This is a genomic window from Ruegeria sp. CDSA033 (assembly GCF_059612305.1).
Genome location: NZ_JBXWQI010000001.1, coordinates 125,162 through 143,496, shown reverse-complemented (window position 1 = coordinate 143,496; position 18,335 = coordinate 125,162). Strand labels below are relative to the sequence as shown.

The following is an 18,335-nucleotide window of genomic DNA, read 5'->3' as shown; positions in this document are numbered from 1 at the left end:
CACCGCGAATTCAGTAAATTGGGGTTCGTCAAATCATTGATGATCAAGCTGATCAGGGTCGTTTCCGCAGATCGCAAACTTGACGCCGAACGCTTACAGGGACACGGGCGCGCGGCACCACGCTGCACCGTTCAGCACACCGTTTCAATCAGCCCTTCGGAATTTGGCTGAAACAGTTTCACTGTCTCAGACCTCTAAATCCAGGACCAGAATTCCGTCGATGCCGCCCACGGTGTTTTCGACCAACTGCGCGCCCAGCGCTTTGTGCCTCTCGTTGTTTTGATAGCTGCCCAATGCGGCCCAATCGTCGAAATCAATCACAAACCCATGCTTGTAACCGCGTTCGATCTGTTCAGGGCTTTCACTGCGGCCACCGGTAAACCCGCCTGCACCCGGCAGGGCATCGGTCAAGTCCGACAGGCCCCTGTAAATCTTCCCGATGGTCTCTTCTGTCACGTCGGACCGGAATTTTGTCAGGACTATATGGCGGATCATAGTTAGTTGCCTTGATCAAGAGTGTAGGAGCGCAAGCGTCCGAAGAATTCGAGCGTCACCATAACTAAGGCGTTTGCAACCAGAATGTTCCTAAGACTTCGAGCCTGCCCTAGATGGCCAAATACTCCTCGCGGAGGCCGGTGTCTTGAAGCACCTCGTTCGCCGTCCCATCAAATACGATAGTGCCGGTGTCCAGAATGATCGCGCGATCGGCTAACTCCAATGCTCGGACGGCGTTCTGTTCGACGATGATCGTGGTCATGCCCTGTTGCTTGACATGGGCCAGTGTTTTTTCAATCTCGTCGACAATGACCGGGGCCAGACCTTCGTAAGGCTCATCCAGAAGCAGGACCTTGATATCCCGGGCAAGGGCTCTGGCGATTGATAGCATTTGTTGTTCGCCACCCGATAACGTAATCCCCTCTTGTTTCCTGCGTTCGCCCAAACGCGGGAACAGTTCATACAACCGCTCCAGGGACCATCCGACCGGCGGTGCAATCTGGGCAAGCTGCAGGTTTTCCTCAACGGTCAGCCCTGGGATAATTCGTCTGTCTTCCGGTACAAGGCCAAGGCCAACAGACGCCGCTTCGTAGCTTGTCATATTGTGTAGCGGCTGATGATCCAGCCAGATTTCACCGTGCCTTACTTCGGGATCGCCTACCCGCGCAATCGACCGGAGTGTCGAGGTTTTGCCAGCTCCGTTCCGTCCAAGCAGCGCCAGAATCTCGCCTTCGTGCACATTAAAGCTGACGCCCTGCACGATATAGCTTTCTCCGTAATACGAATGCATGTCCCATACAGACAGGAACGCAGGCGCGGTGCTGGCCATATTGGCGTTTTTCGAAAAGTCGGGTTTCTCGTTCATAGCTTTTCCTTACGCCGCCTCGCCCAGATAGGCTTCACGAACCTTGGGATGTCCACGGATTTTTTCTGGAGTATCTTCGACCAGCGGCGTCCCTTGCGCCAGAACTGTGATGCGTTCCGCAAGGCTGAAGACCACATGCATGTCATGCTCGATGATGGCGATGGTTATGTCGCGCTCATCCTTGATCTGTTTTAGCAAATCGATGGTGTTGTTGGTGTCCGCCCGCGCCATGCCAGCCGTAGGTTCGTCCAGCAACAACAGCCGCGGATTTTGACTGAGGCACATGCCAATCTCAAGTCGCCGCTTGTCGCCCCGAGACAGCGACGCCGCGTGCATTTCGCGTTTGTCGGCCATGTTCATCTCTTCCAGCATGACTTCGGCCTGTTCGACGACCTCACGTTCGCGAGCGATGGTCTCATAGGCATGCATACGGAATGCCCCATCCCGCATCGCGAAGATCGGGATCAGCATATTCTCCATCACCGTCAGCTCGCCAAAGATCTCAGGCGTTTGAAACACGCGGCTGATGCCCATCTGGTTGATCTGGAACGGCTCGAGTCCCAGAACCGAATTGTTGTTGAACAACACCGACCCGGTGTCCGGCATCAGCTTGCCCACCAGACAGTTCAGCAGCGTCGATTTTCCCGCGCCATTGGGGCCGATGATCGCGTGAACCGAGTTCTCTTCGATATTGAGGTTCACATCTGTCAGCGCCTTGAGGCCACCGAAGCGTTTGCTGACGTCTTTGACTCTTAGAATTGCCATTTCTCGCCCCTTATTCCGCCGGTTCTGTTTTGCCCGACGGCGCATCGTCGGTATCTTTTTTCTTACGCTTGAAGCGCTTGAGCAAACGTTGCCCACCTTCGACAAGACCACCCGGCAGATAGATGACAACCAGCATGAACAGGATGCCCAGCGTAAGGTGCCAGCCTTTGCCGATGAACGGATGAATCACGAACACCACGGCGTCCTCCAACCCGTCAGGCAGGAACGCGAACCAGCTATGCAGGACGTTGTCGTTGATCTTCGAGAAAATGTTCTCGAAATACTTGATGAAACCTGCGCCCAGAACCGGGCCGATCAACGTGCCCGTACCACCGAGGATCGTCATCAGAACCACCTCGCCCGAGGCGGTCCACTGCATGCGTTCGGCACCGGCCAGCGGGTCCATGGCGGCCATCAAGCCGCCGGCCAAACCGGCATACATGCCCGAGATCACAAAGGCCGCGAGCGTATATGGCTTGGAGTTCAGACCCGTATAGTTCATCCGCTGCTGGTTCGATTTTACCGCCCGCAGCATCATGCCAAAAGGCGACCGGAAGATACGGATAGACAGGTAGAACACGACCATCATTATGATTGCGCACAAGTAGTAACCCGCGTTGAAGTCAAAGCTCCACGCGCCCACATCCATCGTGTACGTCGCGCGCATTGGCAATCCAAACAGATGCGGTAAATCCGGCGCGTTGGCGCCCTGCAGGATCTGCGGATCGTCCGCATAAACCTGCAGGCCGGTTTCCCCGTTCGTCAGGTTAAACTTGGGATTTGACAGTACCGAGTAGGCCAGCGCAAAGCTCATTTGTGCGAAGGCCAGCGTCAGGATCGAGAAATAGATCCCCGACCGCCGTAGGCTGATGAACCCAATAAGTAGTGAGAACAGGCCCGCGACGACGACACTCAGCGCGATGGCTGGAATGACGTTGTAGCTGAGCAGTTTGAACATCCAAACGGCCGAGTATGAACCCACGCCCAGAAAGGCCGCGTGACCGAAGGACAAGTACCCGGTCAGGCCAAACAGAATATTGAACCCGATGGCGAATATCCCGAAAATCACGAACCTCTGCATCAAATCCGGGTAACCCGCGTTGAACTGCGCCATGGCGCTGCCCTCTGGAAACGGGTTCAGGATGAAAGGTGCCAGCAAGGTCAGGAGTGCGACGACGATCAGCAGGCTGGTGTCTTTTTTATTCAGTCCCAACATTGATTATTCCTCCATCACGCCCTTGCGCCCCATCAGCCCGCGCGGACGCGTCAGCAGCACGATGATGGCGACAAGGTAGATGATGATCTGATTGATGCCCGGGATCGTTGTGGTGGCCCAGGTGGTCGAGGCAAAGCTTTCCAGAATGCCCAGCAAAAAGCCTGCCAGAACGGCGCCTGGCAATGACCCCATTCCGCCGACAACAACCACGACGAAGCTAAGGACCAGAAAGTCCATCCCCATGTGGTAGTTCGGCGGGTTGATCGGCCCGTACATCACTCCGGCCAGTCCAGCGACACCGGCAGCAATGCCAAACATAATGGTAAACCGGCGGTCAATATTGATGCCCAGCAGGCCCACCGTTTCCCGATCAGCCATTCCGGCGCGGACAACCATCCCGAAGGTGGTGAACTGCAGGAACGAAAACACTGCCCCGATGATGCCTACGGCAAAGCCAAAATAAACCAATCGCCAGATCGGGTAGATGATTGCATTGGGATCAAAACCAACCATGGTGCCCAGATCGACAGATCCGCTCAGCACATCAGGCGGAGGGGTCTGGATCGGGTTGGCGCCGAAGAAATACTTGACGATTTCCTGCAGAACGATCGCAAGGCCAAAGGTCACCAGGATCTGGTCTGCATGCGGGCGCTTGTAGAAATGTTTGATCAGCCCGCGTTCCATCACATAGCCAACCAGCAGCATGATCGGGATCGCAAACAGGATGGACAGCGGAACGGACCAGTCAATAATCGTTGCGCCGACTTCGGGGCCGAACCAGGCCTCGATAAAAGGGGTTTCGACCTTCAGCGGATTACCCAGAAAGTCTTTTTGGGTTTCATCCAGGGTCACGAAACTCAGGTTCAGCAGCTTTTGCAAAGTAACGGCGCAGAACGCGCCAATCATGAACAAAGCCCCGTGGGCAAAGTTCACGACGCCGAGCGTCCCGAAGATCAGAGTCAGACCCAGCGCGATCAGCGCATAAGCCGAGCCCTTGTCCAGACCGTTGAGTATTTGCAGTAGGATGGCGTCCATTGGGCCCACCTCAGGGTTGGTCAGTGTGGATTGAGTGGTTGGGACCAGGCCCACAGGCCTGGCCGTAAGACGTCTGACCGCCGAGAACGACGGTCAGACTTTCGCCAAAAGGCTTACGCGCCCGGATTGCACTTGCCCAGTTCGCCACCGGCGAACATCGGGTGCTCGGGATCGTACTCGACCTGCGAACGCGGCGTGATCTCGACGATTTCAAGCGTGTCATAGGCGTTGGTCGGGTTCTCGTTGCCACGCACAACCAATACGTCCTTGAAGCACTGGTGATCGGCACCGCGATACCAGGTGGGACCATTGCCAAGCCCGTCGAACTCAAAGTCTTCCAGAGCTTCGGCAACACCACAGGGGTTGAAGGTGCCCGCACGCTCACACGCATCCGCATAGAGAAGCACCTGCGCATAACAGGTCTGAGCAGAGTTGGACGGCGGCTTGCCGTATTTCTCACCAAAGGACTTCACGAAGGCCTTGGTGCCCTCATCCTGCAGCTGCCAGTTCCAGTTCATCGACCCGAGCACGCCCTTGATGTTCTCGCCCGCACCAGCGGCCATCAGCTCGGAATACAGTGGCACGACGATCTTGAAGTCCTTGCCGTTTGCAACCTTGTCGAGCAGACCGAACTGGATCGCGTTGGTCAGCGAGTTCACCATGTTCCCGCCATAGTGGTTCAGAACCAGCACGTCCGCGCCAGAGTTCAGAACCGGTGCGATGTAGGACGAGAAGTCGGTCGACGCCAGTGGCGTCTTAACTGTGTTGACCGTCTCCCAGCCCAGGGCTTCGGTCGAGGCAACGATCGACTCTTCCTGGGTCCAGCCCCAGTTGTAGTCGGCCGTCAGGTGATAGGCGCGACGCTCTTTACCCATCTCAGCCGCCAGCACCGGCGCCAGAGCGGCACCCGACATGTAGGCATTGAAGAAGTGACGGAAACCGTTGGCCTTCTTGTCCTTGCCCGTGGTGTCGTTTGCATGTGTCAGGCCAGCCATGAAAATGACGCCCGCCTCTTGGCACAGGCCCTGAACCGCAACGGCCACGCCCGAGGACGAACCACCATTGATCATGATTGCGCCGTCTTTTTCGATCATCGATTTGGCCGATGCGCGGGCTGCATCCGATTTGGTCTGGGTGTCGCCGGTGACGAACCCGACCTTCTTGCCGAGGATACCGTTCCCCTGAAGCGCCTTCGACGAGAATGTGTTCAAGCAACCACCGTCACCTTCGCCGTTCAGATGTTCGACCGCCAGCTGTTGCGCCAGCAATTCGTCATTGCCTTCGTCGGCATAAGGTCCGGTTTGCGGAACATTGAAGCCCAGAGTGACGGATGACCCTGTCGGCTCATTCGTAAAGGCAGCGGCGGACGAAGCCGTAAAGATCGTAGGCAGGGCCAGACCGGTACCTGCAACGGCACCAGACTTCAGCACGCCGCGGCGCGTGACATTTTTCTTAGTCATTTATTCCTCCCATTTCCATTTTTCGTCCTTTGGCTCCTCTTCCAGCAGACGAAAGCGCACTTTTGTGCATTCCAATAATGGAAATCGGACTGAAAATTTCTCAATAAATTACTAGTATTGAAACAAAATTTTGTAAATTTGTTCACGAAATTTAAGAATTTTTGTAAAGAAAGTGACAGCCAGCCCTGCCCCGGCAGTGTCGCGCCAGTCATCGTGGGGGACTTATCTTGTGCCTCCAGCATGGTAGCCATAGCGCATGGGCAGTTGGGTGCAAGCTGAGCATGAGACCAGGAATTGGCCACCTGCGGTACTGTATCAATACAACGCGGCTCGCTGTCTATTTCGATTGATCCTGATGTAAACCGGGCGCTCAGGCCAAACGGCAAACGGGGCTGGACTGGATTGCACCGGACCGCAGCGGATTTTGCCGCCGCCCGAAACGCGGCAGTTCGAGCGCCCCGATATTTGGGTAAGGCGTTGCGGCAGAAAACACATTTGAATTGAGGCAGGTATGAGTGGCGGGGCTGTCAGACAAATTCGTACCAGTCTCAGTCTACTTCAGAAAACCGGAAACTAGGCGGAACTAAGTTGGCTCCACGCGGAAAGAGCGGCGGTTTAACTGTGTTTGAACATGTCGCGTGAGTAAAGCTGCCGTTCATGATTGAAGTGACTATGGACGATAGAGTCGTCTGCGGCAAACTTTTGCAAAAATCACATTTGCCGGATGCAGAGCATCGCACGTTCTTTTCGCCGACGGAAGATGTGAATACTCAGCAAGATTGTTCTTCCAACGGCCAGTTTCTTGCTTTGAGGCATTCCCTATGACTTTCATCGCCGCGTCGTAAGAGAGCAATTTGTCAGTTACGACGAAACCTGGCTGGCCGTATCGATTCATCGCTTTTTTCGGGTGTATAAGGGCCGCAACACGATCACGGCGCTTCGTGAAATAACTTTTCAGCACCTCGCCTTCATGGTCGGCTGCCCGCCACAGGTAATATTGCTTGCCGTTGATCTTCAACAATAACCTTATTTAGATGCCGCTACCAGTTCGCGGAACATCGCATCCGATTTATGTGCTTTCGGCTAATTTCTGCGGCACAGATTGGGCCAAACCTATTCAACCAGAATTGAAACTACACCATCACTGCTGGACGAATGACCTCAGGGTTGGTTTTGAAGCAGCGAAGAAGTGAGCGTTTTTGTCATTAAGCGAAGCTACGAAACTGCCCTGCCTGTCTCAAGCCAATTTCCCCTGGCACCACACGTTCAAATGTTCAGGGCTTGCGGATCGAATGGCACAAGAAACTCCTGATTTTCTGTACTTCGGATCAAGAGCTGGTTTCCCAGAGTCTCAACTGCAATCACCCTGGCTCCACTACGCCAACGAAACGCCCCGATTACATGTGTAACCTCAACTTGGCGATCGGGGTTTAGATGAATGACGCCGTGATCGTTCGGGAAACTGTTTTCGACATTTCCCAGGATGGGCGACGCGGCCCCTTCCTCAACCCCAAGGCAGGCGAAGTGGCGGCTCGACCAAGGAGCATAATATCGACCACCGTTCGAATGCCACAACATCGTCATCGGCAAAGCCTGAGCCGATTTAAGCGACAGGAACATGTCACCTTCCACGGGGCGAGTTACCGCGGTCCAACCCAATTTCTCTTCAGGCGATTCCAATCCAACAACAAAGTCTTCACTCTGCGGAGACCATGGGTAGTTTGACAGATTCACATCGCCGTCTTTCCCGGGAAAAGATGCCAACGTTTGGCTTTCAGCCGGATAATTAAGCGCTGAATAGCCCAATGCCGGATCAACTTCCTGCGCGACCTTAGGCGTTCTCCAACACTGCTTTCGAGAGGTTTGAATGATCCCGCCATTGGGCAAGGATACATTTGCGTGATTTGCAACTGGCACCACGCCGTCGCCACCAATGAAAGTGTGGCGCTGATAGACAAATGGATGTTCAGGATGCAGTGTAATCTCTTTTTGCAGCCTAGCTCCATAGACCGTTCTGTCGAGCTCAGCGCGCAAATAGCTGTCGGTCTTTTTTTCTAATCTCCAACGAGAGTTAGCTGGCCACCCGTGCAGCGGCGATTTCCCCTCAGTTGACCCGAATGGGGCGCAGAAGAAATCACCGCCGAGTTTTTCCAAATGAGGTGCTATACCTTCGGGCATAACTTCGTCTGTGCCGACCCAAGGGGCGCGATGCAGTGGTGAAATCTCTGCGTCACCGTCGTACACACTGAAACTCTCAATCAACCCAAACTGCAAATCGAATGAAAGCCGGATGCCCCTTGCGGACAGTTCGATCACAAACCACTCCTAACCCAATAAATCATCCTACCAATACCATGATGCGACCATTTCCTACTCTGGTTTCGTAGGTGCGGAGATCTTCACATACGGGCGCCCTCAAAGCTTTGCCCGTGCGATAGTCGAATAGCCCATTATGCTTGGGGCACTCTATCTCGCTGCCCATCACCAGCCCGTCCGACAAGTGCACTTGTTCGTGTGTACAGAGACCATCAGTGCAATAGAACTCATTGTCCAAACTACGAACAATCACGTAGGCTCTACCGTCGTGGTCCCAACGAATGAGATCTTCTTCCTCAACATCGTCTACGGCGCATGCGTCAACCCAAGGCATTACGTTCCTCCTCGATCACCGATTTCTAACCCCGTGTTTCTCTCCGGAACTGCCAAGTGAAAATGTTCCCGATATGGGCGGGCCGTCGGCGGGAGAGACTTTCGTATGGCGTAACTCGGGTCAACACGCTGCTTCATGACGGAGCCCATCATTTCCCTGTAGCCATCCCAAATCGAAGTGTTCGGCGGCGGCAGATCATCCTTGATCAGATCATGAAGCGCTGGAAGAGAGTAATACGGAACCATCGGGAACATATGATGCTCAATATGGTAGTTCATGTTCCAGTAAACCCAACGGCTTATCGGGTTCATGTAAAGTGTGCGGGAATTCAACCGGTGATCAAGAACGTTCTCCGCAAGCCCTCCATGCTGCAGCAACCCCGTCATTACAAAATGCCAGCACCCATAGACCCGAGGACCTCCGATCAAGAGTATTGGGATCAGAGATTTCCATCCGGCCCCAGAGACAAGCAATACAAGTGAAACCACCAAAACAGCGGCGTAGATTGCAATGTGAACCCGCGCCCAAAAGACCGCCTTGGGCCATTGGCTTTCCGGAATGTAATCCCACTCTTCTTGCGACAAGTTTCCCATCGCATTTCGCATCAGAACTTTGAGCGAAGTCCACGTTTCAACAATCCCCACAAACGCAAGCGCCTTCAGTACGAGGCTGATCGGGTGCATCCACGCTATTTCCGGATCGCGGCCAACAATGAGTGTATCGGTGTGATGCCGCGCGTGGCTCCAGCGCCAGTTGACCGGGTTTCGCATGATCTGGAAGGACGCGATGTGGTACACGACGTCGTTCATCCAGCGGGTTCGAAACGCCGTTCCGTGTCCGCATTCGTGCCAACGGCTGTCGCAGGCAGAACCATACACGACGCCGTATGCAAACCAGAAAGGCACGCAAAGCCAGCTGCCCCAAAAGTACAGCCCACCAGCCGCAAAAACAAAGTGCAGAGCGATCCAAATTACTGTGTCACGAATGGCCGGCGCATCCCTGCGTTTCATAAGCGATTTCAGTTCCTTACGAGGAACCTCGCTGTGGTACCACTCTGCGGCCGACAGACCGTTTTCTATCGCTTGACGCGTATTCACACCAGTCAGGGAATAATCCCGAACAGTGAGTTCAGAGCCAATGGGTGTGGTTGACTTACTCATTTCCCCTTTCTCCATCGCTCACAGCGCGTCCCGCTTCTGGCTAGACTATAGCAAAGGCGCCTAGATTTTGACTGCGCTAATTGGGCGGCGCAGAGCTCGCCCGTGTTACAAGCTCTACGGGAAGCGCTGATTTCATTGGGAGTGATTTGCCAGTGTTCGCCAACTGGCCCAGCAATACCTCTGCCGCACGGCGCCCCAGTTGGTGCCGGTCCTGTCGGATTGTTGTCAGCGCGGGAACGTACGACCCCGACATTTCGATGTCGTCGAAACCAACAACCGAAATGTCACCGGGTACCTTCAACCCGCCCGCGACCAGCCCGGAAATCAATCCAAAAGCAACCATATCCGCAGCGCAGAAAACTGCCGTTGGGCGCTCATCCATCGCAAGTATTCTTCTGGCGGCCTCATGTCCGGATTCCAGCGAGAAGTCTCCCCTGATAATCCACTCGGGCCGCGCTGGAAGCCCCAAGCGTGTCCGTTCTTCGACCACACCCTCACGCCGAGCGGTCGTCAGAACATTCCCGTCAGGACCGGTAACATGCGCGATTTTCTTGTGGCCCAAACCATGCAGGTGCCTGATCGCCAACCGCGCACCTTCGGCGTTGTCGCTGGAAATCACCGGAAAGGCCTCGCCTTCCACCCACTCACACAAAAATACTATGCGGTCGCCCGCGCCGTATGTGACGCATTGCTGAAGCGCGGACGAAGGAATGCCACCATCCAAAGAGATTGCGCCATCTATCCGGCCGTCTCGAAAGTACCCAGCAAGAGTTTCTTCCTGGAGCGGATTACTTTCGGTATCGGCGATCAGAACTGCATAGTCCGAACCCGCAAACCCTTCGCTAATACCGGCAAGTATGCCCGAATAGAAAGGTTTGCCGAGGTTGGGAACCAGGATCAGTACCGCCCCCGCCCTTTTCATCCGCAGGTTTCGGGCAGCTTGATTAACACGATATCCCGTCTCGCGAATGGCTTCCAAGACAGCGACCCGCGTCGATTTTGACACCAGATCGGGATTGGACAGAACACGACTGACGGTGGCTGTCGACACCAGCGCGGCGCGTGCGACGTCCTGTATCGTGGCGGGCTTGGGTATCTTGCTCATTGCTTGGCAGTCGATTTCTGGCTTGACTCGAATCTCATGTGATGCCGATTATGTAATCGATTACACCATTTGGAAAGTGGGTTTTTCCCAAAATGTAATCGATTACAGTAGCGATTTCGCCAAACGAGGGAAACTGATGGCATCCGAATTCAAACGCAACAAAAGCCGGGTTCTTTGATGGTTTCGAAGGTCACATTCGACTTTGCCGGAGCAAAGGTTCTGGTGATCGGTGCCAGCCGAGCCGGAATTGGTGCCGCTATTGCAAGAGAATTCCAGGACTCGGGTGCCACAGTGGAGATTACCGGTGTGGAACCGCAATGCGCCGAAGAGGACGCCGCCCGGTTTGACTACATTCAACTGGATGTAACCGACACCGACGAAGTCTACAATTTCGCAAGCACACGCGACCATATTGACGTTTTAGTCAATTGCGCTGCGGTCACACAGCGTGGCAAGGAAATGGCGCCCGAATTCTTCTCCCACGTGTTGGACGTAAATCTAACAGGGTCTTTTCGCTGCGCCGAAGCGCTGCACCCTGCCCTTTCTGTCGCGAAAGGGCGCGTCATAAATGTGGCGTCCATGTATGCGCGCTTTGGTTCACCACTCAACCCAGCCTATGGCGCGTCAAAAGCTGGCGTGGAACAACTTACAAAATCACTGGCGATTGCGTGGGCCAAAGACGGTATTCGGGTGAACGCGATCGCGCCGGGGTTCATCGTGACCGAGCAATCCGCGAAAGCCCGAAAAGACGCCAGCTTCACAACAGCTGTTGAAGCACGCACACCCTTGGCTCGCTGGGGTCACCCAGAAGATATTGCCGGAACAGCCATGTTTCTCGCATCCGATGCCGCGGCTTTTGTGACTGGCACATGCCTGGTCGTGGACGGAGGGTATTCGGTTGTTTGACAGGAGCACACAATGAGTGACTTCGCGGAAATTCGCGCCGCAGTGATCGGGACCGGCTTCATAGGAACAGTGCACGTTCAGGCGCTTCGGCGTCTGGGCGTGGACGTAAGAGGTGTTCTTGGGTCATCGCCAGAGCGCGGACGGGAACGGGCGCGGGCAATGAGCGTGGCCCGCGCCTATGACTCTCTGGAGGATCTGTTGACGGATGAAAACATCGATGTAGTGCACGTAACGACCCCTAACCACGCACACTATCCGCAAGTGAAATCAATCCTGGCTGCGGGCAAACACGTCATCTGCGAGAAACCACTTGCCATGACGTCCGTCGAAAGCGCCGAGATGGTCGACCTTGCCAAGGCTTCTGGCAAGATTGCAGCGGTTTGTTACAACATTCGCTTTTATCCGCTGAACCAACAAGCCCATGGCATGGTCATGGCCGGGGATCTGGGTGATATCCGTTTTGTTACCGGGCACTACCATCAGGACTGGCTGGCCAAATCCACAGACTGGAATTGGCGGTTGGAAAGCGAAATGGGCGGCGCGCTGCGATCGGTTGGTGACATCGGAACGCACTGGGTTGATCTGACCAGCTTCGTCACAGGGTTGAAGGCGACCTCCGTCTTTGCAGAGCTGACAACCTTCCTTCCGGAACGCCAGAAACCTCTTGGCCCGGTTGAGACATTTACCAGCGGAACCGGCGAAACCAAGACTGTGCACATCGATACCGACGATGCTGCCATGATCCTTATCCGATATGAGAACGGAGCGCGGGCCGTGATGAGCACATCGCAGGTGAACATGGGTCGAAAGAACTCGTTGCAATGGGACATCGCCGGAGCAAATGCCAGTGCGGCTTGGGACAGTGAAACTCCTGATCATCTGTTCATTGGGCATCGTGACGCGCCCAACCAGACCCTGATGCGTGACTTCACCTTGATGAACGGTCCGGGGATCGCAGCCGCCACCTTGCCGCCCGGGCATGTTGAAGGGTTCGCAGATTCATTCTTCAACTTTTTCCGGGCGGTCTATGCCGACGTCATCGCAGGCGGGCGGCAACAAGGCAGCACATGGGCCACATTTGAGGACGGCCATTACGAGATGCAGTTCTGCGATGCCGTCGTGAAATCGGCGAGTGAGAGCCGCTGGGTCGATTTGAGCGAGATTTGAGGGCGATGACATGAAACTGGGCTTACTGACTGCACCATTCGAAAACTCTCAATTGACTGAGGTGGCGGCCTGGGCCGGTTCCAATGGGTTTTCGGCGATGGAGGTCGCCTGCTGGCCATCGTCAGGTGGCGAACAACGGCGCTATGCGGGAACCAGCCACATCAACGTAGATGGCCTTTCTGCGGACCAGGGCACTGAAATTGTCGGGCAGCTCGGCGATCAGGGTATCGAGATTTCGGGTCTGGGGTACTATCCCAACCCGCTCCACGCCGATGCAGAGCACCGGGCTGAAGTCATTGGGCATCTTAACAAGGTAGTCACAGCCGCTGGCGTAATGGGCATCAAAGTTGTCAACACATTCGTCGGCGGAGATCGCACTTTGCATCTCGACGCGAACTGGGAGCGTGCCATCGAAATTTTCGACCCGATCGTGAAGCATGCTCAAAACTCCGGAGTACGTCTGTGCTTTGAGAACTGCCCGATGATCTTCAGCTATGACGAATGGCCCGGAGGTCACAACATTGCTTACTCGCCAAGAATCTGGCGGCGGATATTCGAGGAATGGGGCGATGCGGTTGGCATGAACTTCGATCCTTCACATCTGATCTGGCAGTTCATCGATCAAAAACGGTTCATCAAAGAATTTGGCCTATACATGGCCCATGTCCATGCCAAGGACGTGATGGTTGACCAGGACGGGCTTTATGAGAACGGGGTGATGTCAACCGGTATGGGATGGCAAATCCCGCGACTTTGCGGGCTGGGCGATGTGGATTGGTCCGGTTTCTTTTCCGGCCTGTACCGCGCCGGTTACGACGGTCCGATCATTATCGAACATGAAGACAGGTTGTTTGAAGGGACTGACGAAAAGGTCAAGCGGGGTTTTCTGCTGGCCCGGGATGTCCTGTCACCATTCATCAAGTGAAGAAATTATTAAATTGAAATGACTAAATCTGGGAGGAAAATAAAATGAAAAACCTACTTTATGGTGTTGCTGCTCTTGCAGTTTCAGCGTCTCTTTCAACTGTGGCGATGGCTGACGGGCACAAGCAATACACAATCGGAGTGTCCAATACCGTTCAAGGTAACGGCTGGCGCGAGCAGATGATCTGCGCCATGCGAGCGCAGGCCCTAGTTGAAGGCGATGTCACAAACCTGATCGTTGCACACCGTAATACGGATTCAGCCGGGCAACTGGAAGACATCAACAACCTCATCGAAGCGGGCGTTGACGCAATTGTCCTGAACCCCGCCAACCCGGATGCTTTGAATTCGGCACTGGAAAAAGCAATGGCGCAAGATATCGTCGTTGTTGCCGTGGATGCCGGCGTTTCGGCTGAAGGCGCCTACATTCTTTCGAACAATCAAGAAGAATACGCCTACCTCGGTGCCAAATGGTTATTTGAACAGCTCGGTGGCAAAGGTGACGTTGTCTACATGCGAGGCATTGCTGGCGTCTCAGCCGATACAGATCGAGACAACGGCTTCAAACGAGCATTAGCTGAACACCCCGATATCAATGTGGTGCACGAGGTTTTCACCGGCTGGCAGCAGGATCAGGGCAAGCAACAGATCTTCGATTACCTGGCCACCGGAATCCCGTTTGACGGTGTCTGGACCAGCGGTATCGACAATGTAATCGTCGACGCGTTCACTGAATCCGGCGCTCCCCTGGTTCCGATCGTCGGCGCAGACAACGCGGGATTTGTTCAATATCTGACCGAAGTTGAGGGATTGAACGGCGCGGCAGTGACAAATCCTGGCTCAGTTGGCGGCGCAGGCATTGCTCTGGCTGTTGACATTCTGAACGGCAACGCACCTGAGAACAAAACCGTTCTTGTCGACCCTGTGCTTTGGGAGAATGCAACTGACGCAGGCCGTGAAACGATCACAGCGGCTCAGAATCCTAACCTTGACCCAGAGTGGCCAGTATCAGTGACCGTTCCCGGCTGGACCGACTACACGATGGAACAAATCATCGACTGTAAGGGACCCGGCGAAGGTTGATCCGAATTGACTGGCCTTCCGCCTATAGCTGGGCGGAAGGCAAATCCAACCTACTCGGCATTCAAGGACTTCCATGAGCAGCATACCACTTCTCGACGCGTCTGACGTGGCCAAAAGTTTTGGCGCCGTACGGGCGTTGACCAATGCGCACCTCACGGTTGCCGAAGGCGAGATCGTCGCCTTGATGGGCGCAAATGGTGCTGGCAAGTCCACTTTCGTCAAGATCATTACCGGTGCCCTTAAACCCGACGCTGGACAGGTATTGATCAGAGGCAAACAAGCGTTTGTCGGAAGCCCCGCCGAGGCGCGCCGTTCCGGTTTGGTGCCGGTTTATCAAGAACCCTCACTCATTCCTGATCTCGACGTATCCGACAATCTTCGGCTGACAGACACACCTGTCGATCAGTTTCAAAACTGGGTTACAGAACTTGGCATCGAAGGCCTGAAACTATCGGCAATGATTGGCGACCTGCCACTTGCTACGCTGCGCATCCTCGATCTGGCACGCGCTTTGGCCGTTGAACCTGATGTCCTGTTGCTGGACGAAATGACCGCAGCGCTGCCGACGGATCTGGTTGAACGCGTATTGAAGACCGTAAGGCGCAAAGCAAATGACGGGATGGGTGTGATCTATGTTTCTCACCGTTTCACCGAGATTTCGGAACTGTGCGATCGGGCCACTGTGTTGCGGGATGGCATGTCTGTCGGAGATCTCGACATTGAACCCGGCGTAGAAGAACGCGTGGTCGAATTGATGCTGGGTCAGAAGATTGACATTGGAACACGTCAGATCCTTCGAGCAAATCAACCACAGGCTAAGACACCGCGCCTGAGCATTAAGTCACTGGCTTTTGAGCCCAGTTTTTCGGATGTTTCGTTCGACTTATTCCCCGGCGAGGTCCTAGGCGTGGTCGCACTTGAGGGTCAGGGGCAAGATGAACTGTTTGAGGTTCTGGCGGGCTTTGATCGCCCATCTTCAGGATCGATGCAAGTTGATGGAAAGCCCGTAAACTTCGCCCACCCCGCCGACGCCATTGCAGTCGGGATAACCTTCGTTCCGGGCGATCGTTCAGACGCTCTGCTGGCGCAAAGGTCAGTTAAAGAAAACATCGCTCTGCCATTTTCAACCCGGCTCAAGAACTGGGGGCCAATAAAATTGCGGCATGAGCGCGATCGGGTCGCTTATGCGGTCGAGAAGCTGCAGATCGACACACGCGCGCAGGGCGAGGTGCAAAGGCTTTCAGGTGGCAACCAACAGAAAGTCACCATTGGTCGCTGGCTGGCGACAGGTGTCGAAACCCTGCTTCTATTCGATCCGACCCGTGGCATCGACGTGCGTACAAAACGCCAGATTTACCCACTTGTCAGTGAGTTGGCAGATCAAGGAGCGGCGGTTCTGTTCTACACGTCCGAGTTGGAAGAAATCCCACTTGCCTGTGACCGCGCGGTCGTCATCTTCAACGGTCGCGTGGTTGACGTGATTGATGCCGCTGACGCGGATGAACAAACACTGATGCGCGCGGCCTATGGCCTGACCGAAACGGACGGTGCGGCGTGAGCGTGGCCATCCGAAAACACGCATGGGTCATGGGGTTAGCGGTTCTTCTCATGGTCCTTTTGACTATCACAAAATTGATACAGCCAACTTTCGGTGCGTCAGGACTGGAGAGTATTGCCCGCGCTGCCCTGCCCTTTGCTTTCGCAACCGCCGGTATGGCCATCGTCGTAATCGTCGGCGGTATCGACCTGTCTGTTGCGTCTATGATGGCGGTCTGTGCTGTGACTGCAGCCGTTCTGATGGAGCGCATGGCCGGTGTACCGGCCTTGTTTATCGTGTTGGGGGTCGGGTTTTTGATGGGGTTGATCAATGGTCTTTTGATCGTTGTAACGCGCGTACCCGACATCGTTGTGACACTCGCCATGTTGTTTGTCTGGGAAGGCGTCGCGCTGTTGATCCTTGAGACTCCGGGCGGCGCGACTGCAGATTGGCTGGAACAGGCAATACGCGGTCACTTTCTGTTCAACGGACTGCCCAAAGCACTGCTCATTATTGCCTTTGGCATCGCTGTTGTCTGGTTGCCAATCCGGCGCTCCAAACTCGGGCTCTCGATTTACGCCACCGGATCAGACGAGCTTGCCGCCTTCCGCTCTGGCGTTTCAGTGGGAAGAACAAAGATAGCGGCCTATGCACTATGCGGGCTGTTTTGTGCCATGGGCGGGTTAAGCCTCGCTGCGCTAACCGGGATTGGAGAGCCGGTTCCGGGGCCATATCTTATGGCCTCGGTCGCGGCCGTGGTTCTGGGCGGTGTCGTGCTGGGCGGTGGCAAGGGCGGTCTGCTTGGGCCGATCATCGCGGTGTTCATTTTGCGGATCATTCGAACGATCCTGACATTGCTTGCCGTCGATCCAAACGTGACCACGATTATCGAAGGCACAATTATGGTTCTCGTCGTTATGCTGGGCACGGCGGCTTCATTGAAGGGAGCCCGCCGATGAGCATGGACACCACAGATCTGCCGATGGTCCGCTTTGGCCGTTATCTGCGAGACAACCCGATCATCCCGCTATTGGTCTTCCTTGTCCTGATGATCGCTGTGCTCGAAATATTGCGGCCAGGTATCGTAACCCCGGTCCGAGCGGGTCGGGATGGACTGATCTCTACTTTCTGGGTTGGCAACCTGATCAAGTTTGCAATTCCGTTGGCGATGCTTGCGGCTTGTCAGGTTCTAACAATGCTAACCGCAGGAATAGATCTCTCGGTCGGGGTAGTTGCCACCGTGTCAGCCTTCGTTTGCGCAACACTTAGTGCTATTTGGGGCGTGACACCTGCAGTATTGATCGCACTGTCAGCTGGCCTAGTTGTGGGCGTTGTAAATGGCATCGGCGTGGGATTGGTCCGGGTCCATCCATTGATCATGACGCTAGGAACAGGGTTAATCGCCACCGGATGTCTGCAGGTCTATCAACGGCTCGTTATCAATGCTGGCACCGAAATTCCCGCCTTCCTTGCCTGGCTCGGAACCGGCCGCACCGCTGGAATGCCGAACGGCCTTTTTGTATTCATCCCGTTTGCTCTCTTTATCCTGTGGCTCATGCGCTATACAGGATTTGGTCGGCTGCTGTTCGCCCTAGGTTCCAACGAGCAGGCCGCTAAGCTGTCCGGGGTCCGAGCCTGGCAGGTCTATCTGGGGCTCTACGTTCTTTCAAGTTTGATCGCCGCGCTGGCTGGCTTGCTCTATCTCGGCATGATCCGCCAGACCTCGTTGAGCCTTGCCAACCCATTGTTGTTACCCTCAGTCGCCGCAGCGGTGATTGGCGGCACATCAATCTTCGGAGGTCGTGGCAGTTTCGCAGGTGCGATTGTGGGCGCGCTTATTCTGCGTGTGCTGGATACTATGCTAACCTTGATGCAGATGCCGGAAGGTGCACGTACGGCCCTGTTTGGGCTGATCATCCTCGCAGTTACCGCGCTCTACGTCAGGATTACCGGCACGCGCTAAGGGA

General features: G+C 55.0%; 17 protein-coding genes and 1 pseudogene. 7 read left to right on the top strand and 11 right to left on the bottom strand.

The genetic code is table 11. The features are described 5' to 3' along the window. Nucleotides 1-186: 186 nt before the first annotated feature. From AC2FLA_RS00755 to AC2FLA_RS00705, 11 genes and pseudogenes are all read right to left on the bottom strand, one after another. Nucleotides 187-495 (bottom strand): Dabb family protein, encoded by a 309-nt coding sequence (locus AC2FLA_RS00755; RefSeq protein ID WP_496719745.1) that lies wholly within the window; start codon nucleotides 493-495, stop codon nucleotides 187-189. A gap of 109 nt (nucleotides 496-604) precedes the next feature. Beyond that, nucleotides 605-1,360 (bottom strand): ABC transporter ATP-binding protein, encoded by a 756-nt coding sequence (locus AC2FLA_RS00750; RefSeq protein ID WP_496719743.1) that lies wholly within the window; start codon nucleotides 1,358-1,360, stop codon nucleotides 605-607. 9 nt (nucleotides 1,361-1,369) lie between these two features. Continuing rightward, complete coding sequence (locus tag AC2FLA_RS00745; RefSeq protein ID WP_058277369.1) at nucleotides 1,370-2,125, bottom strand: ABC transporter ATP-binding protein; 756 nt, start codon at nucleotides 2,123-2,125, stop codon at nucleotides 1,370-1,372. Nucleotides 2,126-2,135: 10 nt separating this feature from the next. Beyond that, nucleotides 2,136-3,341, bottom strand: a complete 1,206-nt coding sequence (locus AC2FLA_RS00740) for a branched-chain amino acid ABC transporter permease (protein ID WP_496694899.1) — start codon at nucleotides 3,339-3,341, stop codon at nucleotides 2,136-2,138. Between the two features lie 3 nt (nucleotides 3,342-3,344). After that, nucleotides 3,345-4,376 (bottom strand): branched-chain amino acid ABC transporter permease, encoded by a 1,032-nt coding sequence (locus AC2FLA_RS00735; RefSeq protein ID WP_496719741.1) that lies wholly within the window; start codon nucleotides 4,374-4,376, stop codon nucleotides 3,345-3,347. Nucleotides 4,377-4,489: 113 nt separating this feature from the next. Then, the gene (locus AC2FLA_RS00730; protein ID WP_058274871.1) at nucleotides 4,490-5,836 is read right to left on the bottom strand and encodes a substrate-binding protein; all 1,347 of its coding nucleotides are present in this window, start codon (nucleotides 5,834-5,836) and stop codon (nucleotides 4,490-4,492) included. A 615-nt stretch (nucleotides 5,837-6,451) separates the two neighbouring features. Beyond that, a pseudogene (locus AC2FLA_RS00725) lies at nucleotides 6,452-6,993 on the bottom strand (DDE-type integrase/transposase/recombinase). A 109-nt stretch (nucleotides 6,994-7,102) separates the two neighbouring features. Then, nucleotides 7,103-8,152, bottom strand: coding sequence for a hypothetical protein (locus tag AC2FLA_RS00720; RefSeq protein ID WP_496719739.1), 1,050 nt, complete (start codon nucleotides 8,150-8,152; stop codon nucleotides 7,103-7,105). 22 nt (nucleotides 8,153-8,174) lie between these two features. Beyond that, a complete protein-coding gene (locus tag AC2FLA_RS00715; RefSeq protein ID WP_496719737.1) occupies nucleotides 8,175-8,486 on the bottom strand; it encodes a MocE family 2Fe-2S type ferredoxin in 312 nt (103 codons plus the stop codon). After that, nucleotides 8,486-9,646, bottom strand: coding sequence for a fatty acid desaturase family protein (locus AC2FLA_RS00710; RefSeq protein ID WP_496719735.1), 1,161 nt, complete (start codon nucleotides 9,644-9,646; stop codon nucleotides 8,486-8,488). The genes AC2FLA_RS00715 and AC2FLA_RS00710 overlap by 1 nt, the downstream gene beginning before the upstream one ends. Nucleotides 9,647-9,722: 76 nt before the next feature. Then, the gene (locus AC2FLA_RS00705; protein ID WP_496719733.1) at nucleotides 9,723-10,751 is read right to left on the bottom strand and encodes a LacI family DNA-binding transcriptional regulator; all 1,029 of its coding nucleotides are present in this window, start codon (nucleotides 10,749-10,751) and stop codon (nucleotides 9,723-9,725) included. A gap of 177 nt (nucleotides 10,752-10,928) precedes the next feature. Between AC2FLA_RS00705 and AC2FLA_RS00700 the strand changes: the two genes are divergently transcribed. The 7 genes from AC2FLA_RS00700 (at nucleotide 10,929) to AC2FLA_RS00670 (ending at nucleotide 18,331) form a co-directional block, all read left to right on the top strand. Next, nucleotides 10,929-11,657: an SDR family NAD(P)-dependent oxidoreductase gene (locus AC2FLA_RS00700; protein WP_496719732.1), complete on the top strand. Its 729-nt coding sequence runs from the start codon at nucleotides 10,929-10,931 to the stop codon at nucleotides 11,655-11,657. A 12-nt stretch (nucleotides 11,658-11,669) separates the two neighbouring features. Next, complete coding sequence (locus tag AC2FLA_RS00695) at nucleotides 11,670-12,824, top strand: Gfo/Idh/MocA family protein (RefSeq protein WP_496719730.1); 1,155 nt, start codon at nucleotides 11,670-11,672, stop codon at nucleotides 12,822-12,824. A 10-nt stretch (nucleotides 12,825-12,834) separates the two neighbouring features. After that, nucleotides 12,835-13,749, top strand: a complete 915-nt coding sequence (locus tag AC2FLA_RS00690) for a sugar phosphate isomerase/epimerase family protein (protein ID WP_496719728.1) — start codon at nucleotides 12,835-12,837, stop codon at nucleotides 13,747-13,749. Nucleotides 13,750-13,793: 44 nt separating this feature from the next. After that, nucleotides 13,794-14,831, top strand: coding sequence for an ABC transporter substrate-binding protein (locus tag AC2FLA_RS00685; RefSeq protein ID WP_496719726.1), 1,038 nt, complete (start codon nucleotides 13,794-13,796; stop codon nucleotides 14,829-14,831). 73 nt (nucleotides 14,832-14,904) lie between these two features. Further along, a complete protein-coding gene (locus AC2FLA_RS00680; RefSeq protein WP_496719724.1) occupies nucleotides 14,905-16,389 on the top strand; it encodes a sugar ABC transporter ATP-binding protein in 1,485 nt (494 codons plus the stop codon). A 50-nt stretch (nucleotides 16,390-16,439) separates the two neighbouring features. Further along, nucleotides 16,440-17,327 carry an ABC transporter permease gene (locus AC2FLA_RS00675; RefSeq protein ID WP_496719722.1) on the top strand — a complete coding sequence of 296 codons (888 nt, stop codon included), beginning with the start codon at nucleotides 16,440-16,442 and terminating at the stop codon, nucleotides 17,325-17,327. After that, entirely contained in the window at nucleotides 17,324-18,331 is a 1,008-nt protein-coding gene (locus tag AC2FLA_RS00670; protein WP_199528455.1) for an ABC transporter permease, read from the top strand. Before AC2FLA_RS00675 ends, AC2FLA_RS00670 begins: the two co-directional genes overlap by 4 nt. Nucleotides 18,332-18,335 lie beyond the last annotated feature (4 nt).